This window comes from Bradyrhizobium sp. DOA1, assembly GCF_001593325.1.
Taxonomy (GTDB): Bacteria; Pseudomonadota; Alphaproteobacteria; order Rhizobiales; family Xanthobacteraceae; genus Bradyrhizobium.
Window position 1 is genome coordinate 4,107,552 of record NZ_JXJM01000001.1, and the last position, 26,830, is coordinate 4,134,381.

Sequence of the window (26,830 nt, forward strand, 5' to 3'; positions counted from 1 at the left end):
GCCTCGAAGGTCTCTCCTACGGTGGCGCCGCTGCATCGCCGGAGCTGACCCGCAAGGTCGCCGCGCTGTTTCCGGGCAAGTTCGGGGCTACAGGCTATGGCGCCACCGAGACGTCCTCGGTCTCGACGTCGAACGGTGCCGAAGATTATCTCGCGCACCCCGACTCCGTGGGGCCGGCCGTACCCGGATGCGACCTGCGCGTCATTGACGAGGCCGGAAACACACTGCCCATCGGCGCCATCGGCGAGCTCGAAATCTACGGCGGCAACGTCGTGAAGGGTTACTGGAACAATCCGCAGGCGACGGCGGCTGCGTTCCGCGACGGCTGGTACCGCACCGGCGACATCGTCCGGATGGACGCGGAGGGCTTTGTCTATCTGCTCGACCGCGCCAAGGACATGCTGATCCGCGGCGGCGAGAACGTCTATTGCGTCGAGATCGAGGACGCCCTGCTCGCGCATCCTGACATTTTCGAAGCCGCCATTGTCGGCATCCCCGATCGCGTGCTCGGCGAGCTCGTCGGCGCCGTCGTGCGCGCAAGGGCCGGATCGGGCCTGACTGCGGACCAGGTGATCGAGCATCTGCGCCCCAGGCTCGCCGCTTTCAAGCTGCCGGTCCATGTCGATATCCGCGTCGATGAGCTTCCGCGCACCGCGAGCGGCAAGATCGTCAAGCGGCAGCTTCGCGAAGAACTCGCCGCAAAGGCAAGTACACCCGGATAAGGGTGAAGTAACAAACAAGATCGGGAGGATGAAATGAAGAGACTGTTGTCGGCCATGGCGGTCCTGTCAGCCGGGCTCCTTTTCGCGACCGGCGTCGCTGCGGCCGAGAAGAAGTACGACGAAGGCGCCTCGGATGCCGAGGTCAAGCTCGGCCAGACCATGCCCTATAGCGGCCCCCTCTCGATCCACGGCATCCAGGGCCGCACCGAGGTCGCCTATTTCAAGATGCTCAACGAAGAGAAAGGCGGCATCAACGGCCGCAAGATCAATTTGATCTCGCTCGACGACGCTTTCTCGCCGCCCAAGACCGTCGAACAGACCCGCAAGCTGGTCGAGAGCGACGGTGTACTCGCGTTGTTCGGCTCATCCGGCACCGCGGCACAATCGTCCGTGCAGAAATACCTGAACGGCAAAGGCATTCCGCAGCTGCTGGTCTCGACCGGCGCCAACAAGTGGAATCAGCCAAAGGCATTCAAATGGTCGACGCCGGCGTTCCATCTCTACGGCACCGAGGGCGAGATCCTCGCAAAGTACCTTCTGTCCGTGAAGCCGGACGCGAAGGTCGCCATTCTCATGCAGAACGACGATTTCGGCCGCGACTACGTGTCCGGGTTCAAGAAGGGGCTGGGCGACAAGGCCTCCGCCATGATCGTCAAGGAGGTTACCTACGAGTTGACCGACCCCACGATGGATTCGCAGGTCGCGCAGCTGAAATCATCGGGCGCCGACGTGTTCTTCAACGTCTCGCTCGGCAAGGCCGCGTCGCAATCGATGAAGAAGGCCCATGAGCTCGACTGGAAGGCGATGCAGCTTGTCGTCAGCCCGTCGGTCGGCCGGCAGTTCCTGGAAGCGGCCGGCCTCGATTCCGTCAATGGCATCATTGCAGCGACGCCCTACAAGCAGGTGTCGAGCCCCAAATGGGCCGAAGATCCTGATGTCGTCGCCTATCAGGCCTTCATGAAGAAGTATCTTCCGGGCGAAGACCCGAAGAACGAGATCGGCTTTGCCGTCTATTCGTTCGCCTACATCATGGGAAAGATCATCGAGGCCTGCGGGGACAATCTGACGCGCGAGAATCTGCTGTACCAGGCCACGCATCTGAACAACGTGCCGGCGCCCTCGCTGCTGCCCGGCACCACCTACAACACGACGCCGGACAATTACGTTCCGTTCAAGCGGCTGGTCGTTCAGAAGTTCGACGGGAATGACTGGGTCCAGGTCACGGCGGTGACCGTCGAGTAAGCGCGATCGATGCGCGGCGACGGCTATCCGGCCGTCGCCGGCGCCCCCTCCTCGAGATGACAGGCCACCCACTGCTCGGGCCCCGTCGCGCGCAGCACCGGCTCTTCGACCCGGCAGCGATCGAAGACAAGCGGGCAGCGGGTGTGGAAGCGACAGCCGCGCGGCGGATTGATCGGGCTCGGCACGTCGCCCTTGAGGATGATGGGATTGCGCCGGGCGCCGGGCTCTGGCAGCGGCACCGCCGACAGCAGCGCCCTGGTGTAGGGATGTCTCGGTGCCGCAAAGATCTCGCGGCGTGGGGCGACCTCGACGATCTTGCCAAGATACATCACCGCGACGCGGTGGGTCATGTGCTCGACGATCGCGAGATCGTGGCTGATGAACAGCAGGGCGAGGCCGAACTCGCGCTGCAGATCCTGGAGCAGGTTGACGATCTGCGCCTTGACCGAGACGTCGAGCGCGGAGACCGCCTCGTCGCAGACGATCAGCTCGGGCTCGGCCGCGAGCGCCCGCGCGATCCCGATGCGCTGGCGCTGGCCGCCGGAGAACTCGTGTGGCCGGCGATTGAGTGCCTCGCGCGGCAGGCGCACGGTGTCCATCAGCGCCGTGACGCGAACCTCGAGATCTTCCGCGGATTTGGCGAGACCGAAATTCCGGATCGGCTCGGCCAGGATGTCGCGCACGCGCATGCGCGGATTGAGGCTCGAGAACGGGTCCTGAAACACCACCTGGACGCGCTGGCGCATCTGGCGCATCGTGCTCGGCGCCGCGTCGTCGATCCGCTGGCCGTCGAGGATGACCTGCCCCGCGGTGATGTCGAACAGCCGCAGGATGGCGCGGCCGACCGTCGACTTGCCGCAGCCGGACTCGCCGACGAGCGATAGCGTCTCGCCGCGCGCGATCTCGAATGACACACCGTCTACGGCGTAGACGAACTCGGACTTGCGGCCGAACAGGCCGGACTTGACCGGGAAGTGCTTCTTGAGGTCGTTGACCTGGAGCAGCGGAGGACTCATGCCGCGATGGCTCCCTTGGCCGCATAGTGACAGGCGGCGACGTGACGGGGTCCCTTCTCTTCGAGCCCCGGCGCATATTGTCGGCAGAGATCGGTCGCAAGCGCGCAGCGACCTGCGAAGACGCAGCCGATGATAGGCTTGCGCAGGTCAGGTACCTGCCCCGGAATCTCGGCGAGCCGCGTCGCCGTCCCGGCGAGAGAAGAGCCAAGCTTTGGCACGGCACCCAACAACCCTTGCGTATAGGGATGGCGCGGCGAGCGAAACAGCTCGGCCACCGGTGCCTCCTCGACCTTGCGTCCGGCATACATCACCATGACGCGCTCGGCGATCTCGGCAACGACACCGAGATCATGGGTGATCAGGATGATGGCGGCGCCAACCCTCCGCTTGAGGTCCAGCATCAGCTTGAGGATCTGCGCCTGGATTGTCACGTCGAGCGCCGTGGTCGGCTCGTCCGCAATCAGGAGCTTCGGATTGCAGGCCAGCGCGATGGCGATCATGACGCGCTGGCGCATGCCGCCGGAGAACTGATGCGGATATTCGCGCACGCGGCGCTTCGGCTCGGGAATGCCGACCAGCGTCAGCATCTCGATGGCGTGCGCCTCGGCAGCCTGCTTGTCGAGGCCCTGATGGATCATCAAGGTCTCGCGGATCTGGCGGCCGACGGTGAGGACCGGATTCAGGCTCGTCATCGGCTCCTGAAAGATCATCGAGATGTCGTTGCCGCGGATGGTGCGCATCTCGCGATCGGAGAGTTTTAGGAGGTCCCTGCCCGCAAAGCGGATCGCGCCCGCGATCCTGCCCGGCGGTTCCGGGATCAGCCGCATCAGCGACATCGAGGTCACCGACTTACCGCAACCGGACTCGCCGACGATGGCCAGCGTCTCGCCCTCGTTGACGTGAAAGGACACGCCGTCGACCGCCCGGTTGATGCCGCCGGGAGTGCGGAAATGGGTCTGGAGGTTCTCGACTTCGAGCAGCGCCATCGTGGTCAGCCTCGCGACATCACAGACAACATCACAGACTCTTGGCCATGCGAGGATCGAGCGCATCGCGTAGGCCGTCGCCAAGCAGGTTCACGGCGAGCACGGTGACCGACAGGAACGCCGCCGGGAAGAACACGATGTAGGGCTTGACCTGCCACAGCGCGCGGCCCTCGGCCATGATATTGCCCCAGGACGGAATGGTCGGCGGCGTGCCGGCGCCGATGAAGGACAGGATCGCCTCGGTGATCATGGCGCTGGCGCAGATATAAGTCGCCTGCACCAGCATCGGCGCCACCGTGTTGGGCAGGATATGCCGCAAACTGATCATGGGCGTGCGCGTGCCGCAGGCCACGGCTGCGTCCACATAGGGCTGCTCGCGCAGCGACAGCACGACGCTTCGCACGAGGCGAGAGACGCGCGGGATTTCCGCGATGGTGATGGCGAGGATGACGTTGCCGACGCTGCCGCGCGTCAACGCCATCAGCGCAATGGCGAGCAGGATCGGCGGGATCGACATCAGCCCATCCATGAACCGCATCAGGATGCCGTCGGCCCAGCGGATGAAGCCGGAGACCATGCCGATGGCGAGGCCCACCACGGACGCGAAGATCGCAACCGATAGCCCGACGGTGAGCGAGACCCGCGCGCCGAACAGCACGCGCGAATAGATATCGCGGCCGAGCACGTCGGTGCCGAACCAGAAATCGGCCGACGGCGCCCGCGTGCGTTTGGCAGGCGCGAGCGCGGTCGGATCGACTGTTCCGAGATAAGGCGCGAAGATCGCGATCAGGACCAGCATCAGCAGCAGCGCGCCGCCGATCGCAACGGTGGGATGGCCGCGCAGCAGCCCGACGAAGCCGCGCCGGATCGTGACCGGCCGGAGGATCTCGGGCAGCTGCGGCGCGACGACGAGACCGGCCGGGAGCGATTGCGGATTGACGGTCGTATCGGTCAATAGCGGATCCTCGGGTCAACGAGCGTGTAGATGACGTCGATCATCAGATTGACGAGGACGTAGACGAAGCTGAACAGCAGCACGATGCCCTGGATCACGGGATAGTCGCGGCGCAGGATGGCATCGATCGTGAGCCGGCCAAGGCCGGGTATGGCGAACACGCTCTCAGTGACCACCGCACCGCCGATCAGGAGCGCGATGCCGATGCCGATCACGGTCACGATCGGCACCGCCGCGTTCTTGAGCGCATGAATGAACAGGATGCCGCCCTGCCCCAGGCCCTTGGCCCGCGCGGTGCGGATATAGTCCTGCTGCAACACTTCGAGCATCGCCGCGCGGGTGATGCGCGCGACCAGCGCGATATAGACGCAGCCGAGCGCGATCGCCGGCAGGATCAAATTCTCCAGCCACGGCCAGAAGCCCGAGCTGAGCGGCGTGTAGCCCTGCACCGGCAGCCATTCCAGTTCGAGCGCGAAGATGTAGGCCAGCATGTATCCGACCACGAAGACGGGCAGCGAGAAGCCGAACACGGCAAAGCCCATGATGACGCGATCGATCAGGCTGCCGGCCTTCCACGCCGCCACTACGCCGAGCGGCACCGCCACCACGATCGTCAGCAGCAGGGTGATGATCATCAGCGACAGCGTCGGTCCGAGCCGCTGGCCGATCATCGCCGACACCGGCAGGTTGGTGAAGATCGAGGTGCCGAGATCGCCGTGCAGGATGCGCCAGACCCAGCTGCCGAACTGGACCAGGAACGGACGATCGAGGCCGAGGCTCTGGCGGATGCGCTCCACATCCTCCGGGCTAGCCTGATCGCCCGCGATCACCACGGCGGGATCACCCGGCGCGATGTAGAGCAGGCTGAACACGAACAGCGCGACGATCGCCATCACCGGCAAGGTCGCGACGATGCGACGGAGGATGTAAGAGAGCATATGGCTTCAGCGCGCGATCATGCGGACTTCGACACTCCCCAGAAGAACGGCAGCGGCCCCTTGGTGATGCCCGAAACGTTCTTGCGCCAGGCCGTGTAGGTCAGGAAGAAACCGGTCGGCGCATAGACGACATCCTCGATCGCCGCCTTGTTGACCCGCCCGATCGCCGCCTTCTCCTCGTCGACGCTCTTGGCGTCGAACCAGCCCGCGATCTCCTTCTCGGTATTCACGCTATTGGGCCAGCCGAACCAGGCCTTGTCGCCGTTGGCGCGAATTGCGGTGTAGGCGGCCGGCGTGATGCAATCGGCGCCGGCATGCCAGCTATGGAACATGTTCCAACCGCCCTGCCCCGGCGGTGTCTTCTGAGTGCGGCGGGAGCCGACTGTACCCCAATCGGTGGCTACAAAGTCGACATTCATACCGAGTTTCTTCAGAAGATCCGCAGTGACGTCGCCTTGCGCCTTGGTGATTGGCTGGTCCTGCGCGACCAGGCACGTCACCGGCTGGCCGGAATAGCCGCTCTCTGCCAGTAGCTTCTTGGCAGCATCGAAATCGCGCTTGCCCTTGAGCACGTCGCCGCCCAGCGCGTTGTAAACAGGCGTGTCTGGGGTGAAGAAACCAGGGAGCGGCTTCCACAGGGCGTCGTCGTCCCCGACGATCGCGCGCATGTAATCTTCCTGGTTCAGCGCCATCAGCACCGCGCGCCGCGCCCGCACGTCGTTGAACGGCGCAAACAAATGATTCATGCGGAACGAGCCGATATTGCCGAGGGGATCGCCGATATCGACGCTGATGTTCTTGTTCTTCTTCAAAACCGGCACGAGATCGGCGATCGGGTTCTCCCACCAGTCGACTTCGCCGTTCTGCAATGCGGCCGCCGCGGTCGCGGGATCCGGCATCACGATCCATTCGATGCGATCGACCATGATCTGCTTGCCGCCGGCGAGCCAGGATGCCTTCTCCTGCCGCGGGACGTAGTCGGCGAACTTCTCGAACACGGCCTTGGCGCCCGGGACCCACTCGCCCTTCGCGAACTTCATCGGACCCGAGCCGACATATTCGGTGATCTGCTTGAAGGGATCGGTCTTGGCAATGCGCTCGGGCATGATGAAGGAGCACGGCGCGTTGTTCTTGGCCAGCGCGTAGAGCATTTTCGGGAACGGCTGCTTCAGCACCCATTTGAAGGTGCGGTCATCGACGGCGGTCAATTCCTGCTGGATCGGGATGATCATCAGGCCCATCGGATCGCGCGCGGCCCAACGCGACAGGCTGGCGACGACGTCCTTGGCCAGCACCGGCTCGCCGTCGTGGAACTTGAGGCCGGGGCGCAGCTTGAACGTCCAGGTCTTGCCGTCGTCTGAGGTCTCCTCGGACTCGACCATCTGCCGCTGCGGCTGGAGTTGCGCATCGATGCCGTAGAGCGTGTCCCAGACCATCGCGGCGGCATTGCGCACCACATATTGGGTCCCCCAGATCGGATCGAAATTGGCAAGGTTGGCCTGAGGCACGAATCGCAGCGTGCGCGCGGAGGCACCTTGCGAAAGCGCAGGCGCCGAGAGGCCGCTCGTCAATGCCAGACCGCCCGCGCCAGCCAGTCCCTTCAATACGGTCCTGCGATCCATGAAGTCCTCCCATTATTGCTGTGATGTCGGCCATCATTGGCCAAGGGCGGGTGAAACCAGAGCCCATTGGCTTGCAAATGGTATGCCACTAATTCCGCCTTCGCCAGCGCGATTTGGGGTGGGACTCGCGCGTCCTTGCTGACGCTGCCGTGAGCAAACGGCGCATCGTCCCGCGCGCCGGGTCAGGGCTTTTTCCTCTTGGGGATTGTCCGATTGCGCAAGCGGCGCCAGCCGATGACGATGCCGGTGATGGAGAACACCAGCCCGAGCGTGCAGAGGCCGACGATCAGGACGTCGCGCAGAAAGGGGCGTGCCATAAGGGCCGGAACGTCGAACGTGTGCAGCGCGCTGTAGGCCCAGCGATAAGCCCGTCGCGACGCATCCAGCCTTTGCAGCACGCGCCCGTCGGCGCCATCGATGTCGAACCAGAGGCCGCCATCGCAATGCATGCGGTAGACCGGTGCACCCGGCATTGTGGATCGCGCTGGATAGTCGTCATCATCAAGGAGGGCGAACGGCGTGCCGCATCCGGCTGCAAGGCGCCCCGCAAGTGCCTGAACCTCGTACATGCCCAGGAATCCCGCCGGTCCATCACGCGGCGCATCCCCTGCCCCGATCAACGTCTGGCGGCCGAGCGCGATCCGATCGCGCCGATAGACACGGCCGCCAAAGGCGAACCATTCGATCTCGCGCGCCGACGGCGATATTGCTTGCCGATCGAGCGATGCGGCATCGCTCCACGACGGCGCGGCGTCGAACACACCGGCCTCGGTCGGGGTCAATTGCCCGCGTGAGAACAGCCGGCCGTGATCCATCGACAGCCAGCCGCTGAAGATCCAGGATAGGATGAAGATCGTCGCTGCGAGGCCGATCAGGTGATGCAGCGCATGCCAACCGCGGTAAGGCGTGGAGATCTGCCCGTTGCGAAACCTGACCCGCGCGATCCCGAGCACCGTCCCTAGCACGGCCGCGATCAGGGCCAGCAGCGACAAGGTCCAGACCACGCGGTCCCACAGAGACCAATTGCTGCGCAGAACCGTCGGATAGATCCAGTGCAGCACGCTGCCGACGAGATTCCAGCCGCGCTCGCTGCGCGTCGTATCGAGAACGACCTCGCCGGTAAGCGACGAGACGTAGAATTCCGTTCCCGCGGCATCGCCGAGAGCGCCGCGAAACAGGGGCCTGTGGCGATCGAAACCGTTCGGCACGCTCCATTGATCGTAGTCCGATCGCGCGACGATCGCGGCGCGTGCGGCGTCGAGCCCGCGCTGTCGGGCATGAACTTGCGCAATGGTGAGTACGACATCGCCGGATGTCACCGATGCATCCCGGCCGTCGGAAGCATGGACCGCGCGCGAACGGGATGGTCCCGACACGATATAGACCGCACCATCGCTCCGCTGGATCAGCCGAACACGCGTGGCATCCGCGATGCCGCTCGCCGCCACGGCGTCTGCGACAGATATCCTAGTTGCGTTGCCATCGAGGGGCACGAGCCCGGCAAACCGCTCGGCTTCCGTCAGGGACGGAAACGGAACGAAGTGCATCACGATTCCGGTCGCGAACCACATCGCGAACAGCAGGCAGAACGCGATCCCGAGCCAGCGGTGCAACAGGACGATCACGCTCATCATGCGCTCACGGCCTCACCATTTGAATGCCGCCGAGATCTCGTAGGTCCGCGGCGCACCAAGCAGGATCTGATCGGGATAGAACGGATCGCCCCAGATCGCGTAGCGCTTGTCGGTGATGTTGCGCACGCGGAAGGTCAGGCGGGCCTGGTCGACGGCATTGAACACCGTTCTGGGGATGTCGACGAAGGCATAGACGTCGGCGACCGTGTAGGCCTTCATCGTCACGACGTTCGCGTCCGTGTTGTAACGGTCGCCGACGTGGCGGCCGATGATGCCGAGCTCCACCGGCCAGGGCGTGAAAAATCGGTACGACGCGCCGGCATTCGCGACGATGCGCGGTACGTTCGGTGGCGTGTTGCCCGAGAACGAACCGCCGGTGAAATTGTAGTCGGCATAGCGCGCATCGACATAGGCGATGTTGCCCCAGAGACGCAACGGCTCGATCGGCCGCACCGAGGCGGCGAGTTCGACGCCCTTGGATTCCTGCCGGCCCGCGATGTTGAGCTGCATGCCGCCGGCCGCGGCATAGACGTTCTTACGCAGAATGTCGTAGGCGGAGAACGACCACTCTGCCCGGTTGTCCCAGAACAGGTGCTTGACGCCGGTCTCGTAGGTGCGCGCGGTGGTCAGATCGAGCGGCTGAGTGGGCGTGAGCAGGAAGATGTTGTTGGCTGCGACGTCGGCGCCGGTGGCGTACTGGCTGTAGAAGGTCAGGCCGGGAATGGCCTCCCAGGTGTAGCCGATGCGTCCCGTGACCGGGGCCCAGTCCTTCGTGAAGGGAAAGCCCGCCTTCACCAGGCCGTTGACGTCGGTCGAATTGCGATCGAGCCCGATATGCTCGACGCGCAAGCCGCCGATCAGGGCGAAGCTGCGCGTCAGCTTCAGCCGGTCTTCGAAGGACAGCGCCTGATTGTCGATGCGCGCCGTCTGCTGCTGTGTCGTGAGCAGGCCGTAAAAGCCACGGTTGGGATCGACCAGCGAAACAGAATCGCCGGGAAAGTTTGCCGCGCCCGGCCTGACGAAATCGAGGTAGCTCGACGAGAGCGTCGTCACCAGCCGATTGTCGAAGCCTGCAATATTCGCATCCCAGATCAGGTCGGTGATGTTGCCGACCAGACGCTGGCTGTGTGCGACATAGAAGCGCTCGCGATCGACCAGGTTGGTGGTGGAGTTGAATGCCTCGATCTCGTTGTTGAACCAGGTCCGTTCCGCGCCATAGCCATAGGCCTGGCTCTTCAGCGTCAGGTCAGGCGCCAGCTTCAGCTCGAAGCCACCGCGCAGCCAGACCTCCTGCGCCACGTTGCGATTGTCGAGCACGTTGTAGTTGGTGTTGAAGGTGCGGTCGTCGATGGTGACGGGCCCGAGATTGGTTCCGTTGTAGTTCGAGACGTAATTGCCGGAGACGATGCCGCTCGTGGCATGCGAGCCGCTGAACGCGACCGGCACGAGCGGTGCACCCCAATAGGCTTTGGAGCGATCCTCGCGATACTCGATCGCGCCCCATATCTCGAGGCTGTCGGAGACGCGATAGTTGAGCTGGCCGGACGTGCCGAACGTCTTGACGTTGGTGTCGTCGGCAAACCCGTTGAGCGTGGAGCGGCTGATGTCGAAGCGGTAGTCAAGGCCTTGAACATTGGTGCTGCCGCCCGACCCGTAATGGGCGCGGAACGAGTTCAGCGAGTCCCAGGAGAAATTGGCTTCGTTCCGGACAGGTCCGGTGTACGGCTGCTTGGTGACGAAGTTGATGGCGCCGCCCGCGGCGCCCTCGCCCGACATCAGCGAGGCCGGGCCCTTCAAAAATTCCACCGCCTCCAGATTGGCGGTGTCGACGATCCGCGAGGTCATGTTCTGTGGGCCGATCTTGATGCCGTTGTAGAGCGTGTTGATCTGGCTGTTGGTGAAGCCGCGCATGGAGAAGGCCGAAGGTTCGGCCGGGTTGTCGCCGGAGGTAACGCCGACCGCGCCTTGCGCCACCTCGGACACGGTGCGATAGCCCTGCTCGCGCATGGTTTCGGCCGAGATCACCTCGACGGTCGCGGGGGTCTGCCGCACCGTAAGGCCGAGCCGCGAGGCGCTTTCAGCCACCGCATTGCTGTTGAGCGGCGTTGGCGCCGCGGCAGTCGGGACGACGGGCTTTGGTGCTGCGGTTGCCGGCCGGCGCGCAGGCGCACGGCGTGCGCTCTGCGCCTCCCGACCGACTGGCCTTGCCTGTTTGCGGGATTGAGCGGGCGACACTTCGACCGGCGGCAGCAGCTCGCGCGCCTGTTGCGCCAGGGCGGTCGGCATATCGACAAGGGCGAGCGACGTAAGGGATGCAGAGGCGAACAGGAACTTGCGGAGTCGTGCACTAGGGATGGAAGACACGTTGGGCCTCGGTATGACGTCAGTGGCACGTCACCGCGAACGAGGTCTCATCCTGGGCTTGTCAGCCGTCCGATGAAGCCGAATGTCTGTACTCCCCGACCGACATCTTCGCGTGTGACCACGGCTGACGGCAGGTCTCCTGGCTCGCGGGTCGTGACCGCTTCGTCGCCTTCCCGGGACCGAGGACCCAGTGGCTTTCCGACGAAGGATTCACCGCTTACAGTTGCGGGGGCAGCCGCGGCATTGGGGACAATCTGCCCCGCACCGCATTCCCTTTTCATTCCCTCTCGGGAAAACCGTCGCGAGCATCTAGGATTGCCGTGGAGACAGAGTCAATGTGCGAGTTGCGGCGCTGTGGCCACACTGACCAACTTCCTTGGAGACGAGCACATGGAAAGTGAGACCTTCCTCTGGCTGATACGGCATGCGCCGGTCGACGGCATCAAGGGGACGATCCATGCGGCCGACGCGCCGGCTGATCTCGGCGATTTCGCGCAGTTGCAGGCCCTACGGCAGCGCCTGCCGAAAGACGCCGCGAGCTATGCCAGCCCGTCGCGGCGCACGGTCGAGACCGCGCAGGCGCTGGGGCTCGTGCCCGAGTTGATGACTGAATTCAGCGAGCAGGATTTTGGCGAATGGACCGGCCGTCGGCATGACGACATCAGCGCAGAGGGCGAGGAGGCCTATACGCGGTTCTGGGGCGATCCGGCGCGCGGGCGGCCGCCGGGTGGCGAGAGTTTTGAGGATCAGGTCGCGCGTGTCCGGCTTGGACTCTCGCGGATCGGCCCGGGCTTCGCGGCGCTCGTCGTGCATTCCGGCACGATCCGCGCGGCGCTGTGCATCGCGCTCGATCTCACGCCCGAAGCCGCGCTCCGCTTCGTGATCGATCCGCTGTCGCTCAGCCGGATCGATCGGCTCGCGAGCGGCTGGCGCATCGTTTCCGTCAATCAGCGTGTCAGCTAGGTCTATCAGGCACATTGGCCTGCGCAAACGTCGCCATGCCGTTGTGGAGGCTGCAGGCGAGGCGCACCAGCGGTAGCGCGATCGCAGCGCCGGAGCCTTCGCCGAGCCTGAGATCGAGGCTGATCAGCGGCTGAACGTTGAGCGCGCGCAGCACCAGCCGATGCCCCTGCTCCGCCGATTGGTGCGACGGCAGCAGGAACGGCCGGCACGACAGATTGAGCCGCACCGCCGCCAGCGCCGCGACCGAGACAATGAAGCCGTCGATCAAAACGGGAATGCGGGCTTGCGCGGCTGCGATGATCGCGCCTGAGATCGCCGCGATCTCGAGACCGCCGACCGCGCGTAAGATTTTTTCGGGCGACGCCCCCGCAGTGCCATGGCGCGCGATCGCGGCGTCGATCACACGCGCCTTGTGCGCGCGGCCGGCGGCATCGATGCCGGTGCCGCTGCCGGCGATTTCCTCGGCACTGATGCCGAGCAGGCTTGCCGCAATCGCCGCCGACGCCGTGGTGTTGCCGATGCCCATCTCGCCGAAGATCAGCAGATCAGGCTGATTGGCGGCTGCGCGCGCGACGGCGCGTTGACCCGCGTCGAATGCGAATGCCAACTCGACAGGCGTGAGTGCAGCTTCGGCACTGAAATCACGCGTGCCAGAGCGCGGCTTGTCCGTAACGACGCCCGTCATCTCCTCTGACGCCAGTGTGCCGGCGTCGACCACCTCCAGGCTGGAGCCGAGCTCGCGCGCCAGGACCGAGATCGCGGCGCCGCCGGAGGCAAAATTCGCCATCATGGCGATGGTCACTTCCTGCGGATAGGCCGAGACGCCCTGCGCGACGATACCGTGATCGCCGGCGAAGACGATGATCGGCACGCGCGCGGCGCGCGGTTGCTCCGTTGCTTGCAGGCCCGCAAGCTCGATGGCGAGTTGCTCGAGCCGCCCGAGCGCGCCGGTCGGCTTCGTCAGTTGCACCTGCCGCGCCACTGCCGCCTCGCGATGAGCGGCGGAGATTTCGGGGCACTGTCGAAAGACCCATTCGGGGAGCATGCTGCCTCGCTTACGTCAGGCGCTTGAGAATGTAGCTGTCCATGATCCAGCCGTGCCGTTCGCGCGCCTCCTGCCGCAGCGCGACGATGCGCGGACCGGCCTCGGCCAGCGCGCCGGACAGGATGATCTGATCCTGCATGCCGAGATAGGCGCCCCACCAGATGTGAAGACCGGCCGGATCGAGCGACTGGAACGCGGTGCCACCGTCGAGCATCACCACCACGGTATCGACGCCTTGCGGCCAGCCGCCTTCGCGCAGGCGGCGCCCGGTCGTCACCAGGAACGGCTCGCCGATGTCGTTGAGCGGCAGCGCATGCGCCGCGCACAACGCCTGGATCGAGGTGATGCCGGGCACGACCCCGACATCAGGCAACGGCTCGAGCCGGCGCGCAATGCGCAGCGAGGAATCATAGAGCGAAGGATCGCCCCAGATCAGCAACGCGACCTTGCCGTCGCCTTCGAGATGATCTGCGATCGTCTGCGACCAGGTCGCAGCGACCGCATCGTGCCAATCATCCACGCCTTTGCGATAATCCGCCTCGCCCGCGTCCCGCACCGGAAGATCGAATTCGGCAATCCGCGTGCGCGCGCTGGTGAGCACGTCCGCGCAGATCGTCCGCCGCAAATCCGCAAGGTCGGATTTCGCCGTCCCCTTGCGCGGGATCAGGACAAGATCGGCCGCGTTGATGGCGGCGATTGCGGCGCGCGTGAGCTGCCCGGGATCGCCGCAACCGATGCCTATCAGGGAGAGCGTGAGCATGACGAGCGCAAAGGGCGGCCGCACCGGCCGCCCCTCGCTGGATCTCTTACGCCGCGTTGTGCAGGCGCGGGGTGACCAAGCCGGGCGCGGTGACGCCACGCACCGACTTCGCCAACGCCAGCACGGCAAGATCAGCCAGCGGCTCGATCACGATGACCAGCGCATAGGAGGCCGCGAAGGTCGCGATGCTGGCGAGGTTGGTCATGGCGAAGCCTGAGCCATAGAGCGCCCAGAACGCCACCCAGGCGACAACACCGGCTTGATAAGTCGTCGACAGCGCCAGCGCCTGACCGTACTTCAGATCGACATAGGCGGTGTTGCGCGGAATGATGCGCGTGGCAATCGCCTGGATCGCGAACAGCGGCACCAGCAGCGTGGTGACGTTCATGCCGTATTGCGGCAGGTCCACCGGCTCGAACAGCATGCCCTGAAGCAGCAGCCCAAAAGCGAGACCGAACGCGGCCGGCGCCGCGCCGAACAGCAGGAACAAGGTCGAGCCCAGGATGAAGTGCACCTCTGACACCCCGACCGGGAAGTGCGGCAGGATCTCGAAGAAGACGAACACGAGGGTCGTCGTGGCCAGTGTCCGCGCGGCGAACGAGCCGATGCCCTGCTCGCGCACGGTTTCGACTGCGAGCTTCAAGGCAACGCCGCCTGCGGCGATGCCGGTTGCGTAACTCAGCACGAGCTTGGCGCCCGTCACCAATCCTGGTTCGATATGCATGGCTCAGATCCTTCCTGCCGTCACACCCGACGGCCTTGGCCTCAAAACATGCACGGCCGGTCTCCTGGCTCGCGGTTCACTGGGGTTCTCCGGCCTTCCCGAGCCTCGCGGCCCAGTGGCTGATCGGAGCCCCTCACCGCTTACAGTCGCGGGGGCGGCTGGGGTTTTGGGCGCCGCAACTGGGTCCGCCCATCCCCATTCCCGATTATGCTCCGGCGCTTTGCGCCGCGTCGAGCACCATGCCTCTCTTGTGTGCCCTTTTCGCAGAGCTGGCGTCAAGGGGCGAAGCGCGACGATCATGACCGATCATCCCCCGCCAGCGCCCCGAACAGGATGACGGCAGCCGTGGAAGCGGCGCCGCCGCGCGCAAGCTGCTCGGCCAGCTCGGCAATCGTGGTGCGCACCAGCCGCTCGTCGGAACGGCCGAGGGATTCCGCGAACAGCGCCGGCGTATTCGCGGCGAGGCCGTGTTCGATCAATCTTGCGGCAAGCGCCGGAAAGGTGCGCCGGCCCATATAGACCACGGTGGTCGCCTCCGGATCGGCCAGCGCCGCCCAATTCAGGTTCGGCGGCAGCTCGCCGGTGACGTCCGCTCCAGTCAAAAACTGGACCCGCCGCGAGGTGTGGCGCCGGGTCAGGGGGATGCCAGCTTGCGCGGCGGCGACGCAGGCGGATGTGACGCCGGGAATGATCTCGTAGCCGATGCCGGCCTCGCGCAGCGTCTCCAGCTCCTCCTCGAGCCGGCCGAAAATGCCGGCATCGCCGGACTTGAGGCGCACGACACGGGCACCGGTCGCGGCATAGTCGACCAGGAGGCGGTTGACGTGGTGCTGCTTGGTCGAGGGCCGCCCTGCCCGCTTCCCCACCGCGACGAGATTGGCGCCCGGCCGGGCAAGATCGAGGATCGCGCCGGAGGCAAGGTCGTCGTAGAGCACGACGTCGGCCTCGCGCAGCCGCGCAGCCCCTTTCATCGTCAGAAGCTCGGGATCGCCGGGGCCGGCGGAGACGAAAGAGACAAAACCGCTCACCGGTCCTCCGCGATCAGATGGAAGAACGTGCCGGTGGCGTGGCCTCGCCGCGAGCCGGTCTCGGCGATGACAGCGCCGGTCGCATCGTGCACGACAGCCAATGGTATGTCGGGCTGCGCGAGGATGGTCGAGTAGTGGAACTCGTGCCCGCGCAGGCGCGCGCCAGCCTGATGTCCCGGCATCGGCGCAGCCAGTTCGGCAAGGCGATAGCCCAGATGCATGCGGCGCTTGGCAAAGCTGGTCTCCAGACCGAGCAGCCCCGTCATCTCGTGGCGGACACCGTCCGCGTCGGTCAAAGCGGCACCCAGCACCATATAGCCCCCGCATTCGCCATGCACCGGCCGCATCTCGGCAAACGATTGCAGGCTGCTGCGAAAGCGTGCATTGGCCGCGATCCTGCCGGCATGAAGCTCGGGATAGCCGCCGGGCAGCCAGCAAACGTCCGCGTTCGCGTCGGGCGCTTCATCGGCCAGCGGCGAGAACGGCACGATCTCGGCGCCGGCCGCGCGCCAGGCTTCCAGCATGTGCGGATAGACGAAGGAGAATGCCGCATCGCGGGCGAGCGCAATGCGCTGCCCCGGCGGCGTGACGTTCAGTCCATTCGCGGCCGGCTGCGGTGACCAACCCGCAGCCGCGCGCAGCACCGCGTCGAGATCGACATGCTCGGCGACGAAGCGTGCGGCTTCGTCGATCAGCTTGCCGATCTCGGCCTGCTCCTCGGCCTGCACGAGGCCAAGATGCCGCTTCGGCAGGCTGATCTCGGCATGGCGCGGCAGCGCACCGAACACGGCGATGCCGGCATCATCAAGCGCACGCCGCACGAGATCCTCGTGACGCGGGCTGGCGACGCGGTTGAGCACGACGCCGGCAAGGCGCACGCCCTTGCGGTAGTCGCGAAGGCCTGCGGCGATCGCCGCCGCGGTTTGCGCTTGTCCTGAGGGGTCGATCACCAGCACCACCGGCCAGCCCAGCATCTCCGCAATGTCAGCGGTGGCGCCGGTGCCGGAGACACCGCGCGCAGCGACACCGTCGAACAGGCCCATCGAGCCCTCGGCGAGCACGATATCGGCGTCCACACCGCGGCTGACGAGATGCGCGATAGCGCCCCGGTCCATCGCCCAGCTGTCGACATTGACGGAGGCGCGTCCCGTGGCGGCGGCATGAAAGGCGGGATCGATATAATCAGGGCCGCTCTTGAAGCACTGCACGTTGAGGCCGCGATTGCGCCAGGCGCGCGCGAGCGCCAGCGTCAGCGTGGTCTTGCCGACGCCTGAGGCCGGCGCGGAGATGACGAGGCCGGCCGCCATCACGTCGCCTCCGGAAAGCGTGGCTCGGCGCCGACCGGCCGATAGCGGCGATCGTAGTCGGCGGCATAGAGGCGGCTCTCGTCGAAATCCGCCGCGCCCAGCGTCTTGCCGACCAGGATCAGAGCGGTGCGCTCCATCTCGCCGCCCACGGCGGCATCGAGCGAGCCGAGCGTCGCGCGGACGATGCGCTGGTCCGGCCAGCTCGCGCGCCAGACGACCGCGACCGGGCAGTCCGCGCCATAATGCGGCGTCAACTCGGCCACGACCTTGTCGAGCAGATGGATCGACAGGTGGATCGCGAGCACGGCGCCGGTGGCGGCGAAGGCCGAGAGCTTTTCGCCCTCGGGCATCGCGCTGGCGCGGCCCGGCGTGCGCGTCAGCACGACCGTCTGGGTAAGGCCAGGCAGCGTCAGCTCGGTCTCCAGCGCCGCGGCAGCGGCGGAGAAGGACGGCACGCCCGGCGTGACCGTGTAGGGAATGCCGAGCGCGCGCAGGCGACGGAGTTGCTCGCCCATCGCCGACCAGATCGAGAGATCGCCGGAATGCAGGCGCGCCACATCCTTGCCCTGCGCATGCGCGGCGGCGATCTCCGCAATGATCTCGTCGAGCGACAGCGGCGCGGTGTTGACGATGCGCGCCCCTCGCGGGCAATGCGCCAGCACGCCCTCCGGCACCAGCGATCCCGCATAGAGGCAGACCGGCGAGGCTGCGATCAGATCGCGGCCGCGCAAGGTCAGGAGATCAGCGGCGCCCGGTCCGGCGCCGATGAAATGCACGGTCATGCGCCGTCTCCTTCGGCGATCGCCGCGGTCGCGGTGCGATCCTGCGAGACCACTCGCGTCGCAATCAGGCGTGCGCGAGGGCCGGCGGCTGCCAGCGCTACGGCTTCGGCCACCGATCCGGTGCCGAAGTTTTCCGCGATGCGCATCGACTGTGTCGGCGTATTTATGCCAGCCAGCGCTTCTGCGGGAATGGCTCTGATCGGCACGCCGCATTCATGCGCAAGCCGCTTCAACGCCTGCGCGTCAGCCTTGTCGCTGACGGTGGCGACCGCAGCAAGGCCATCGGGACCGCCGGCGGCCAGCAACGCGTCGCGCAGCGCGGCCAGCGTCACATCCTGCCTGAATCCGAATCCGGCGACCTTCATCGGACCGCACTCCACTGCACGAGCGGCCGCACCGCCCCCCAGGATCGGTAGCGGCCGAGTGGCGCTGCATACGAAATGTCGACCCGCATCAGGCCGCCGCCGTGGCGCTGATGCAGCTCGCCGAGCAGCGATTCCGTCTCCAGCGTGACTGAATGTGCAACCAGCCGCGCACCCGGCGCGAGTTGCGACCAGACTGTATCGAACATCGCGCGATCGAGACCGCCACCGATGAAGACGGCATCTGGTGCGTCCAGCCCGGCAATAGCTTCCGGCGCCCTTCCCGTGATGACGGTGATCCGGTGCGTTAATCCGAACGCAGCTGCATTGCTGCGGATGTTCGCAACGCGATCCTCGCGCACCTCGATTGCGCTCGCTACCCCACCGCACAGCGCCCACTCCACGGAGACCGAGCCTGAGCCCGCGCCGATATCCCACAGCCGCTCACCGGCACGCGGAGCCAGCGCCGAAAGTGCGAGTGCGCGCACCGGCCGCTTGGTGATCTGGCCGTCATGGACGAAGAGATCGTCCGGCAGACCCGAGCTGCGGGGGATCCCCTGTGTGCCCCTCGCCTCCACCGCGACTGCGACCAGATTTCCAGCGAGATCACCAGCAAAGTCCTTGGCCCGATACTCCCGGACATTTTCACGCGGTCCGCCGAGCTCGGCGAGAGCCCACAATGTCGAGGCGCCCCAGCCACGCCCCGTCAGCCATTTCGCGAAGTCGCTGGCGGCCTTGCCATCGCGCACGAGGCAGATAATGCGCGCATCTCGCGCGAGATGCGGAACGAGACGTTCGAACGGTGCGGCGTGCAAGCCGAGACAAATCACGGATTCCAGGCGCCAACCCAGCCGCGCAGCCGCGAGCGAGAAGGTCGACGGCGCGGAATGCGCAGTCCACTCGTTGCGACCGAGCTTCTCGGCAAGGCTTGCGCCCGCGCCATGCCAGAACGGATCGCCGGACGCGAGCACGGCCGTAGGCCGGCCACGGCAGCTCAGCACGACATCGGAGTCGAACGGCACCGGCCATGGACGGCCGCGGCTGCCGACATCCGCGAGCGCAAGATGACGCTCGCCGCCGAACACGGTTTTCGCCGTGGCGAGCGCCTTTCGACTTGCCTCCGACAGGCCCGCAAGGCCATCTTCGCCGATACCGATGATGGTCAGCCAGGGATCAACCATGATTCGCGCCCTCGTTCTGGGCGGAACTGCCGATGCGAGCCTGCTCGCCGCGGAGATCGCGCGCGCCGGCATCGAGGCCATCTATTCCTATGGCGGCCGCACCCGCGCGCCGACCGATCAGCCGCTGCCGACCCGCATCGGCGGCTTCGGCGGCGCGAACGGGCTTGCCGATTACATCCGCCGCGAAGCCATCACGCATGTGATCGACGCGACGCATCCCTTCGCGGCCGAGATGAGCCGCAATGCTGTTGCGGCATGCGCGAAAGCTGGAACACCGTTGATAGCTCTCGAACGCGCGCCCTGGACGAAAGCGCCCGGCGACAACTGGATCGAAGTCAGCAACGTCAATACCGCCGTCGCCGCGCTGCCCGAGGCATCGGCAAACGTGTTCCTCGCGATCGGCCGGCAGCACATCGCGCCATTCGCGAACAAGCCGCAGCACACCTACACCCTGCGCTTCGTCGACCCGCCCGAAGCGCTCCTGCCGTTCGCCGCGGACGTGATCGTGTCGCGCGGCCCCTTCACTCTCGACGGCGAGCTTCAGATGATGCGCACGCGCGGCATCGCCTTGATCGTCGCCCGCAATTCCGGCGGCGACGGCGCGCGCGCCAAGATCGATGCGGCTCGCATGCTGGGCCTGCCCGTGATCATGATCTCGCGACCGCAGCTGCCCGAGCGGCTGCGGGTCGAGAGCGTGGCCGAGATCATGCAATGGCTCGGTCATTCTGCCCGCCTCGGCGCATAGACCCAGCGGCCGACGCGGCGCGTCTGCGAATTGCCGACGATCACCAGCGTGCGCATGTCGGCCATTTCGGGTGTCGCTTCGTTCAGCGTGACGGTCTCGATCTTCTCGTCGGCAGCACTGATCGCCCGCGCGAAGATCACGAGCCGCTCGCCGCATCCGGCCTCTTTCAAAACCGCCAGCGTGCGGCCAAATCCCTCCGGCCGGCTCGCCGAGCGCGGATTGTACATCGCGATGGCGAAGTCGGCCTCCGCGGCAAGTCGCAAGCGCTTCTCGATCATCGCCCACGGCTTGAGATTGTCGGAGAGATTGATCGCGCAGAAATCATGGCCGAGCGGCGCGCCGGCGCGGGCGGCCGCTGCAAGCATCGCGGTGACCCCGGGCAGCACGCGGATCGGCAGCGCCTGCCATTGCGGCGCCAGTTCGAGCGCCTCGAACACGGCGGACGCCATCGCGAACACGCCGGGATCGCCGGAGGAGACGACCACGACCTGCCTGCCTTCGGCGGCGAGCCGCAAGGCTTCGTGCGCGCGCTGCAGCTCTTCGCGGTTGTCCGACGGGTGCAGGGTGAGCCCGGCGCGCGGCGGCACACGCGCGACATAGGGCGCATAGCCCAGAATGTCGGTGGCGGCTGCGAGCGCGGCGGAGACTTCCGGCGTCACCAGCGCGTCACTGCCGGGCCCGAGGCCCGCGATGGTCAGGGTGCCTGTCATTCGGCGGCGCCCGGATGCCGGCCCTTGCCGTGCACGAGCACGATCGCGAAATATGGACAATCGCCGTCATCGATCTCGGAGAGTCGCGCGACACGCTCGCCCGGCATGGTGCCGCGCTCGACCAGCCAGGCATCGTCCAGCCGTCCGGCGGCTGCGAGCGCGCGGCGCACCTTTGCGAGATTGCGGCCGGTCTTCATGACGACGACCGCATCGGAATCGCGCATGCGCCGTTCGAGCTCGTCTTCGGCCAGCGTTCCCATCAACACCGTCGTGACGTCGTCGCCGAGCGCGATCGGCCGGCCGACGCCGTTCCAGCAGCCGACCATGCCGGGAATGCCCGCGATTACCTCGATCTCGACGCGGCCTTGCAGGCGCGTGTGCAGATGCATGAAGGAGCCGTAGAAATAGGGATCGCCCTCGCACAGCACGACGACGTCGACCGCGCGCGAAAGCCGCGCCAGGCGCTCGGCCCATTCGTCATAGAAACCGGCGAGCAGCTCGACGTATTCCGGGCTGTCGAAAGCGATCTCCGTTGTAACCGGATATTCCATGGGATATTCGGCGACATCAGGCGCCAGCATACCCTCGACGATGCGGCGCGCCTGGCCTGGCCGACCCTTCTTGCGGAAATATGCGATGTGGGCAGCCTCACGAACCGTGCGATCGGCGCGCACGCTCATCAAGTCCGGATCGCCGGGGCCGAGACCGCAGCAGATGATGCGTCCCATGACTATTCGCTCCGGCTCGCCAGTGCGTTGACGGCGGCAACCGTGATCGCGGAGCCGCCGAGGCGGCCTTCGACCGTCAGCGCAGGCGCGGGCGGATCGGCCATCAGCGCGGCCTTGGATTCGGCGGCGCCGACGAAGCCGACGGGACAGCCGATGATCGCCGCCGGCCGCGGACAGTCGCGGTCCTCGAGCATGTTGAGCAGGTGGAACAGCGCGGTCGGCGCGTTGCCGATGGCGACGATCGCGCCATCGAGATGCGGCCTCCATAGCTCAAGCGCGGCGGCCGAGCGCGTGTTGCGCATGGATTGCGCCAAGGCCGGCACCGCGGCGTCACCGAGCGTGCATATCACGGCATTGGCCGCAGGCAATCTCGCGCGCGTAATCCCTTCCGAGACCATGCGCGCATCGCACAGGATCGGCGCCCCCTTCTGCAACGCCGCGCGCGCCGCTGTCGCCATGCCCGGTGTGAAGCGGATATGCGCTTCGAGGCCGACCATGCCGGCGGCATGGATCATCCGCACCACCACCTGCTCTTCATCCGGCATGAAGCGGGCAAGATCCGCCTCGGCGCGGATGGTCGCGAAGGATTGCCGGTAGATCGCCGCGCCGTCGGTCTCGTAACTGTGCGGCATCAATGCCCTCCCACCAGGATAGAGGGATCGCTGACGATATCGGCGCCGTTCAGACCGCGCAGGGCAGGCTCGTCGCGCGTCGACCCGCCGCGGACGAGATCGAAGCCGGTGCCGGTCGCAATCAGCGTCACTGCGGCCGTGCCGGAATGGGCGCAGCCCTTTGCGCAGCCGGAGACGTGAAGCCGCGTGTCCGGCGTGATGCGCGGCGCGAGCGCGGCGGCAAGCGCACGCGTGTCGGCGTGAGCCTCGCGGCAACGCGGAGCGCCGCTACAGGCGATGACGCGCAGCGCCGGATCGTGCGGCTCCGTGATGAGACCGGCCCCGCTCGGCATCTCGCGCTTACCTTCGCTGAGGACCATCCGCCATGGCGTCATGCGCAGGGCATGGCCGCAACTCGAAAACTGATGCAGCGTCGAATGCAGCATCTGTCCGAATGCAATCCCGACCAGCGCGCCCTGCGAATAATGTCCGGGCCGTAGCGCGGCCATCACGGGCGCCGGCTCGGTTTCGCCGCGCAAGGTCCCGGGCAATGCCGCACCGGAGGCGATGTGGGCCGCCATGCGCCCTCGCCCGCCCGTGATGCCGCCTGACGAGACGAACCAGCTTGCGAGGGCGAGCGCCGTCGTCACCGCGCCGCCACGGCCGACGGAGCGGCCGAGCCTCGCACCATCGGCGCGCACCAAGAGCCGGCCGCTGCGATCGCGCTCGATACGCACGTCGGCGGAATCGCCGGCCAACACGCGCGACCTGCCGTCGTCGATGGCGAAGCCGAACTTCGTCGGAAATGCGAGCTTGCTGTCGGCAAGCGCCTCTTCGAGCTCGGCCGCGAGCGCCTGCGTCTCGTCACCGGTGCTCCAGAACGGCGTCACCAAGATGTTGCGGCGGGCTTCGGTCGCCTGATCGGGATCGAGCAATCCCAACTGCGCGAGACCGTCGAGCAGCGGTTGATGGCTCCGATCGCTGACGCCCCTGATCTGCAGATTGGCGCGGCTGGTGACGTCGATCAGGCCATTGCCGTGCCGTTCCGCAAGCTCCGCAAGGCCGGCGATCTGCGCTGCCTCCAGCCGTCCGCCGAACGGACGCACGCGGACCACGAGCCCGTCGCCCGACTGCATCGGCCGCAGCGCGCCGGGACACCAGCCCTTGACCGCAGACGCGTTCATGAGGCCTCCCGCAGCGCAGCCGCGATCGAATTGCGGCGCGTTCGCCAGAGCGAGGCCTCGTGCAGGCGGGTGAAGCACGTCTCCATCGCGGCGAGCGCCGCCGGATTTTCGCGCGCCATGAAGGCGCGGACGTCGTCATTGCCGAGCGTCGCATCGTAGTAGAGATCGAACAGATGCGGCGGCACGGCATCGGCGAGATGCGCAAACGCCGCCATGTGCTCCAGCGTCGCGGCGATCTCGGCCGCGCCGCGGAAACCATGGCGGATCATGCCGGCGATCCAGGCCGGATTGGCGGCGCGGGCGCGGACGACGCGCGAGATCTCCTCGGTCAACGTGCGCGCGCGCGGCTGGTTGGGGCGCGTCGTGTCGAGATGATAGAGCGATGGTCCTGCCGCACCGAGATGCGCTGCTGCTGCGGCGACGCCGGCTTCATGCGCGGCATAGTCGGCGGCGAGCAGCAGATCTGTTTCGGGCAAATCCTGCACATGGACGAACGCGTCAGCGGTGGCAAGCCGCGCCTCGATGCCGGCGCGATCCGGCGACATCGCGCCATCCGCCGAGAACGCCCAGGACGAGGCCGACAGCCAGGCTTCGCCCGCGGCCTCCCGCGTCTCGGGCGTGAAGGCATCGGGGATCGCCGACAGGCCAACGCCGTATTGTCCGGGCCGCGGCGCGAACACGCGGGACGCACGATGGAGATAGGGATTTTCGTCGCCCTCGTCCTCGCGGCTCGCGAGTGCCTCGGCGCCAGCTTCGAACAACTGCGCCAGACCGGAAAAGACGTCGCGGAACAGGCCGGACACCCGCAGCGTGACGTCGATGCGGGGACGGCCGAGCTCGGCTGGCGCGATGATGTCGTAGCCGGTGACGCGGCCGGAGGCGTGATCCCAGCGCGGCGCAAGGCCGGCCAGATGCAGCGCCATCGCGAACTCCTCGCCCGCGGTGCGCATCGTCGCCGAGCCCCAGAGGTCGACGACGAGGCCCTTCGGCCAATCGCCATGATCCTGCAAGTGCCGGCGGAGCAGCTCTTCGGCGAGCCTGATGCCCTGCGCATGCGCCGACGGGGTCGGCACTGCGCGCGGATCGACGGCGAAGAGATTGCGCCCCGTCGGCAGCACGTCCTGGCGGCCGCGATAGGGCGAGCCGGACGGTCCCGGCGCAACGCGCTGGCCTGCGAGCGCGGCGCGCAGCGCATCGCGCTCGGCCTCACCGCAGGCGCCGCGGCCGAACACGTGCAGGCCGTCGCCGAACTGGCTCTCCTTGAGATCACACACGAAGCGGTCGATCCTTGGGATCGCTTCGGCTGGCGCTGCCGATGCATCGAGGCCGAGATCATCTTCCAGGCCTGCAGCACGCGCCTCGTCACGGATCGCCGCGATCAGCCGCTGACGACGGGCGGGATCGAGACCGTCGGCCGTCGAATATTCGTCGAGCAGGCGCTCGAGCCGGCGCAGGCCTTCCGGCACTGCCGATTGTTCAAGCGGCGGCGGAAGGTGGCCGATGCTGACGGCGCCGATGCGGCGCTTGGCCTGCGCGGCTTCGCCGGGATCGTTGACGATGAAGGGATAGATGACGGGGCGATCGCCGATCAGTGCTTCCGGCCAGCACGCCTGCGACAGGGCCACGGATTTGCCGGGCAACCATTCCAGCGTGCCATGCGCGCCCATGTGCACGACGGCATCGGTGCCCTGCTCGCGGAGCCAGAGATAAAACGCGACATAGCCATGGCGCGGCGTGCGGGCGAGATCGTGATATTCGGCATCGCGCGTGGCTGCATCGCCACGCTCCGGCTGGACCGCGATGATCGACCTGCCGCACGCGATCGCAGCGAAGTGGAATGCGCCGTCACGGCAGCTCGGATCATGCTCCGGCACGCCCCAGGCCTGCGCAAGATCATCCTGCAAGGATTGCGGCAAACGCGACAGCGCCGTGCGATAATCGGCGAGGCTCCAGGACAAACTCTGCTTCAGCAGCGTCTCGCCGAGCGCTTCGACCGGCGCAACATCGAAACCGGCCTCCGAAAGATCGGAGATCAAGGCCTCGACGGACGCGAGCGCGTCGAGCCCAACGGCATGTGCGATCTGGTGCGGGCGACCCGGATAGTTCGACAGCACGATCGCCAGCCGCTTTTTGCCCGCCGGCTTCTCCGCAAGACGGCGCCAGGCGGCAACGCGCGCGGCAACAGCGCTCACACGCTCCTCGTCGGGCCGATGCGCCAGATGCGAGAACTGCAGATCGGGATCGCGCTCCGCAGCGGATTTGAAGCTCACCACGCCCGCGAACAGACGGCCGTCGACTTCAGGCAGCACGACATGCATCGCGAGATCGCCCGGCGACAAGCCACGCAGCGAGTCCGCCCAGTCCTCCCGCCGCGCGGTGGAGAGCGCGACTTGGAAGACCGGGCACGATGCGGCATCGAACGGCGTCGCGCCATCGTCGCCGAGGGCCGAGAACGCCGTCGCGTTGACGATCGCCGCCGCAGGATTTTGCGCCAGATGCGCGCGCAGCCAATCGGCAACGCCCGGCGCCTTCAGCGAGGTGACGAACGCACCATAGGCCTCAAACCCCTTCGCGCGCAGCGCGGCGATCAAGGCGTCGACTGGGCCGGTGTCGGCAGCGGTGAGATAGGAGCGATAGAAGGTCACCAGCGCGCGCGGCCTCCCCTCGCCACTCCCCGGCGCCGCAATGACACCGCGCGCGGGATCATAAAATCCCATTTCCGGCACCGTCATCTCGCCGACGACCGGTCCGGCATAGAGGCCCGAGGCCAGCGCGAGCTGCGCGATCGCCGCTTGCGCGGCGACCGGACCGCCGGTGTCGCAGAGCACCTTGAGCCGGCGCAGCGTCGAGACCGGCAAGGTCGAGTACGCATCGAGCCGCATATCGTCGCGACCATCAGCCGGCAGCACCGCGAGCACGATGCCCCGATCCCTGGCCAGTTGCTGGAGCGCCGCCAGTCCATACGGCCAGTAGGACTCACCGCCGATCAGCCGCACCAGGATGCCGCGCGCCTGCGACAGCGTGCGCTCGATATAGGTGTCGACCGACAACGGATGTCGTAGTTCCGCAAGGTTGGCGAGCCGCAGCGACGGCAGGCTGCTGCGGCCGCGCCGCCAGCCGGCCGCGAATGCCGCGAGGTCGGAATCCGAGTACGAGAGCACCACGAGATCGGCCGGGTCCTGGCCGATGTCTCTTGGCGTCGCGGTCTCCTCGAGACCGCG

Annotated in this window: 24 protein-coding genes and 2 riboswitches; of the genes, 4 read left to right on the top strand and 20 right to left on the bottom strand. The window is 66.6% G+C overall.

The genetic code is table 11. The annotated features are described in order from the left end of the window. A partial coding sequence (locus SE91_RS19460) for a class I adenylate-forming enzyme family protein (protein ID WP_197489488.1) occupies nt 1-722 on the top strand: 722 nt, incomplete at its 5' end. 33 nt (nt 723-755) lie between these two features. Continuing rightward, a complete protein-coding gene (locus SE91_RS19465) occupies nt 756-1,964 on the top strand; it encodes an ABC transporter substrate-binding protein (protein ID WP_061848729.1) in 1,209 nt (402 codons plus the stop codon). A gap of 23 nt (nt 1,965-1,987) precedes the next feature. Here the strand turns inward: SE91_RS19465 and SE91_RS19470 are convergent, their stop codons facing one another. The 7 genes from SE91_RS19470 to SE91_RS37160 form a co-directional block, all read right to left on the bottom strand. After that, entirely contained in the window at nt 1,988-2,980 is a 993-nt protein-coding gene (locus SE91_RS19470) for an ABC transporter ATP-binding protein (RefSeq protein WP_061848730.1), read from the bottom strand. Continuing rightward, entirely contained in the window at nt 2,977-3,966 is a 990-nt protein-coding gene (locus SE91_RS19475) for an ABC transporter ATP-binding protein (RefSeq protein ID WP_061848731.1), read from the bottom strand. Before SE91_RS19475 ends, SE91_RS19470 begins: the two co-directional genes overlap by 4 nt. A 31-nt stretch (nt 3,967-3,997) precedes the next feature. Further along, on the bottom strand, nt 3,998-4,921 hold the full coding sequence (locus SE91_RS19480) for an ABC transporter permease (protein WP_061848732.1): 924 nt from the start codon (nt 4,919-4,921) through the stop codon (nt 3,998-4,000). Then, the gene (locus tag SE91_RS19485; protein WP_061848733.1) at nt 4,918-5,859 is read right to left on the bottom strand and encodes an ABC transporter permease; all 942 of its coding nucleotides are present in this window, start codon (nt 5,857-5,859) and stop codon (nt 4,918-4,920) included. Before SE91_RS19485 ends, SE91_RS19480 begins: the two co-directional genes overlap by 4 nt. A gap of 17 nt (nt 5,860-5,876) precedes the next feature. Then, entirely contained in the window at nt 5,877-7,481 is a 1,605-nt protein-coding gene (locus SE91_RS19490; RefSeq protein WP_061848734.1) for an ABC transporter substrate-binding protein, read from the bottom strand. A 182-nt stretch (nt 7,482-7,663) separates the two neighbouring features. Next, a complete protein-coding gene (locus SE91_RS19495; RefSeq protein WP_061848735.1) occupies nt 7,664-9,115 on the bottom strand; it encodes a PepSY domain-containing protein in 1,452 nt (483 codons plus the stop codon). A gap of 12 nt (nt 9,116-9,127) precedes the next feature. After that, complete coding sequence (locus SE91_RS37160; protein WP_245318602.1) at nt 9,128-11,401, bottom strand: TonB-dependent receptor; 2,274 nt, start codon at nt 11,399-11,401, stop codon at nt 9,128-9,130. A 190-nt stretch (nt 11,402-11,591) separates the two neighbouring features. Beyond that, a riboswitch (cobalamin riboswitch) is annotated at nt 11,592-11,795 on the bottom strand. A gap of 74 nt (nt 11,796-11,869) precedes the next feature. Between SE91_RS37160 and SE91_RS19505 the strand changes: the two genes are divergently transcribed. Further along, nucleotides 11,870-12,442 carry a histidine phosphatase family protein gene (locus SE91_RS19505; RefSeq protein WP_061848737.1) on the top strand — a complete coding sequence of 191 codons (573 nt, stop codon included), beginning with the start codon at nt 11,870-11,872 and terminating at the stop codon, nt 12,440-12,442. Here the strand turns inward: SE91_RS19505 and cobT are convergent. The 8 genes from cobT to SE91_RS19545 form a co-directional block, all read right to left on the bottom strand. Further along, entirely contained in the window at nt 12,435-13,487 is a 1,053-nt protein-coding gene (gene cobT / locus SE91_RS19510) for a nicotinate-nucleotide--dimethylbenzimidazole phosphoribosyltransferase (protein WP_061848738.1), read from the bottom strand. The genes SE91_RS19505 and cobT overlap by 8 nt on opposite strands. A gap of 10 nt (nt 13,488-13,497) precedes the next feature. Continuing rightward, a complete protein-coding gene (gene cobF / locus SE91_RS19515) occupies nt 13,498-14,247 on the bottom strand; it encodes a precorrin-6A synthase (deacetylating) (RefSeq protein WP_061851208.1) in 750 nt (249 codons plus the stop codon). A 46-nt stretch (nt 14,248-14,293) separates the two neighbouring features. After that, a complete protein-coding gene (locus SE91_RS19520; RefSeq protein ID WP_061848739.1) occupies nt 14,294-14,971 on the bottom strand; it encodes an energy-coupling factor ABC transporter permease in 678 nt (225 codons plus the stop codon). A gap of 37 nt (nt 14,972-15,008) precedes the next feature. Beyond that, nucleotides 15,009-15,228: riboswitch (cobalamin riboswitch) on the bottom strand. Nucleotides 15,229-15,267: 39 nt separating this feature from the next. Further along, complete coding sequence (gene cobA / locus SE91_RS19525) at nt 15,268-15,999, bottom strand: uroporphyrinogen-III C-methyltransferase (protein ID WP_061848740.1); 732 nt, start codon at nt 15,997-15,999, stop codon at nt 15,268-15,270. Next, entirely contained in the window at nt 15,996-17,306 is a 1,311-nt protein-coding gene (locus SE91_RS19530) for a cobyrinic acid a,c-diamide synthase CobB (protein WP_061848741.1), read from the bottom strand. The genes cobA and SE91_RS19530 overlap by 4 nt, the downstream gene beginning before the upstream one ends. Next, the gene (gene cobM / locus SE91_RS19535) at nt 17,306-18,088 is read right to left on the bottom strand and encodes a precorrin-4 C(11)-methyltransferase (protein ID WP_061848742.1); all 783 of its coding nucleotides are present in this window, start codon (nt 18,086-18,088) and stop codon (nt 17,306-17,308) included. The genes SE91_RS19530 and cobM overlap by 1 nt, the downstream gene beginning before the upstream one ends. Beyond that, the gene (locus SE91_RS19540; protein WP_061848743.1) at nt 18,085-18,453 is read right to left on the bottom strand and encodes a cobalamin biosynthesis protein; all 369 of its coding nucleotides are present in this window, start codon (nt 18,451-18,453) and stop codon (nt 18,085-18,087) included. The genes cobM and SE91_RS19540 overlap by 4 nt, the downstream gene beginning before the upstream one ends. Next, a complete protein-coding gene (locus SE91_RS19545) occupies nt 18,450-19,631 on the bottom strand; it encodes a bifunctional cobalt-precorrin-7 (C(5))-methyltransferase/cobalt-precorrin-6B (C(15))-methyltransferase (RefSeq protein WP_061848744.1) in 1,182 nt (393 codons plus the stop codon). Before SE91_RS19545 ends, SE91_RS19540 begins: the two co-directional genes overlap by 4 nt. Here SE91_RS19545 and SE91_RS19550 point away from each other — a divergent pair. Next, nucleotides 19,630-20,376, top strand: a complete 747-nt coding sequence (locus SE91_RS19550; RefSeq protein ID WP_061851209.1) for a cobalt-precorrin-6A reductase — start codon at nt 19,630-19,632, stop codon at nt 20,374-20,376. The two genes, SE91_RS19545 and SE91_RS19550, sit on opposite strands and share 2 nt — an antisense overlap. Here SE91_RS19550 and cobJ read toward each other — a convergent pair. The 5 genes from cobJ to cobN all read right to left on the bottom strand — a co-directional run. Further along, a complete protein-coding gene (gene cobJ / locus SE91_RS19555) occupies nt 20,352-21,086 on the bottom strand; it encodes a precorrin-3B C(17)-methyltransferase (RefSeq protein WP_061848745.1) in 735 nt (244 codons plus the stop codon). The two genes, SE91_RS19550 and cobJ, sit on opposite strands and share 25 nt — an antisense overlap. Further along, a complete protein-coding gene (locus tag SE91_RS19560; protein WP_061848746.1) occupies nt 21,083-21,814 on the bottom strand; it encodes a precorrin-2 C(20)-methyltransferase in 732 nt (243 codons plus the stop codon). The genes cobJ and SE91_RS19560 overlap by 4 nt, the downstream gene beginning before the upstream one ends. Before the next feature lie 2 nt (nt 21,815-21,816). Further along, nucleotides 21,817-22,446, bottom strand: coding sequence for a precorrin-8X methylmutase (locus SE91_RS19565; RefSeq protein ID WP_061848747.1), 630 nt, complete (start codon nt 22,444-22,446; stop codon nt 21,817-21,819). Then, nucleotides 22,446-23,609, bottom strand: coding sequence for a precorrin-3B synthase (cobG, locus tag SE91_RS19570; RefSeq protein ID WP_061848748.1), 1,164 nt, complete (start codon nt 23,607-23,609; stop codon nt 22,446-22,448). The genes SE91_RS19565 and cobG overlap by 1 nt, the downstream gene beginning before the upstream one ends. Continuing rightward, nucleotides 23,606-26,830: cobaltochelatase subunit CobN (gene cobN / locus SE91_RS19575; protein ID WP_063921306.1), on the bottom strand; the 3,225-nt coding region annotated here is incomplete at its 5' end. The genes cobN and cobG, both read right to left, overlap by 4 nt.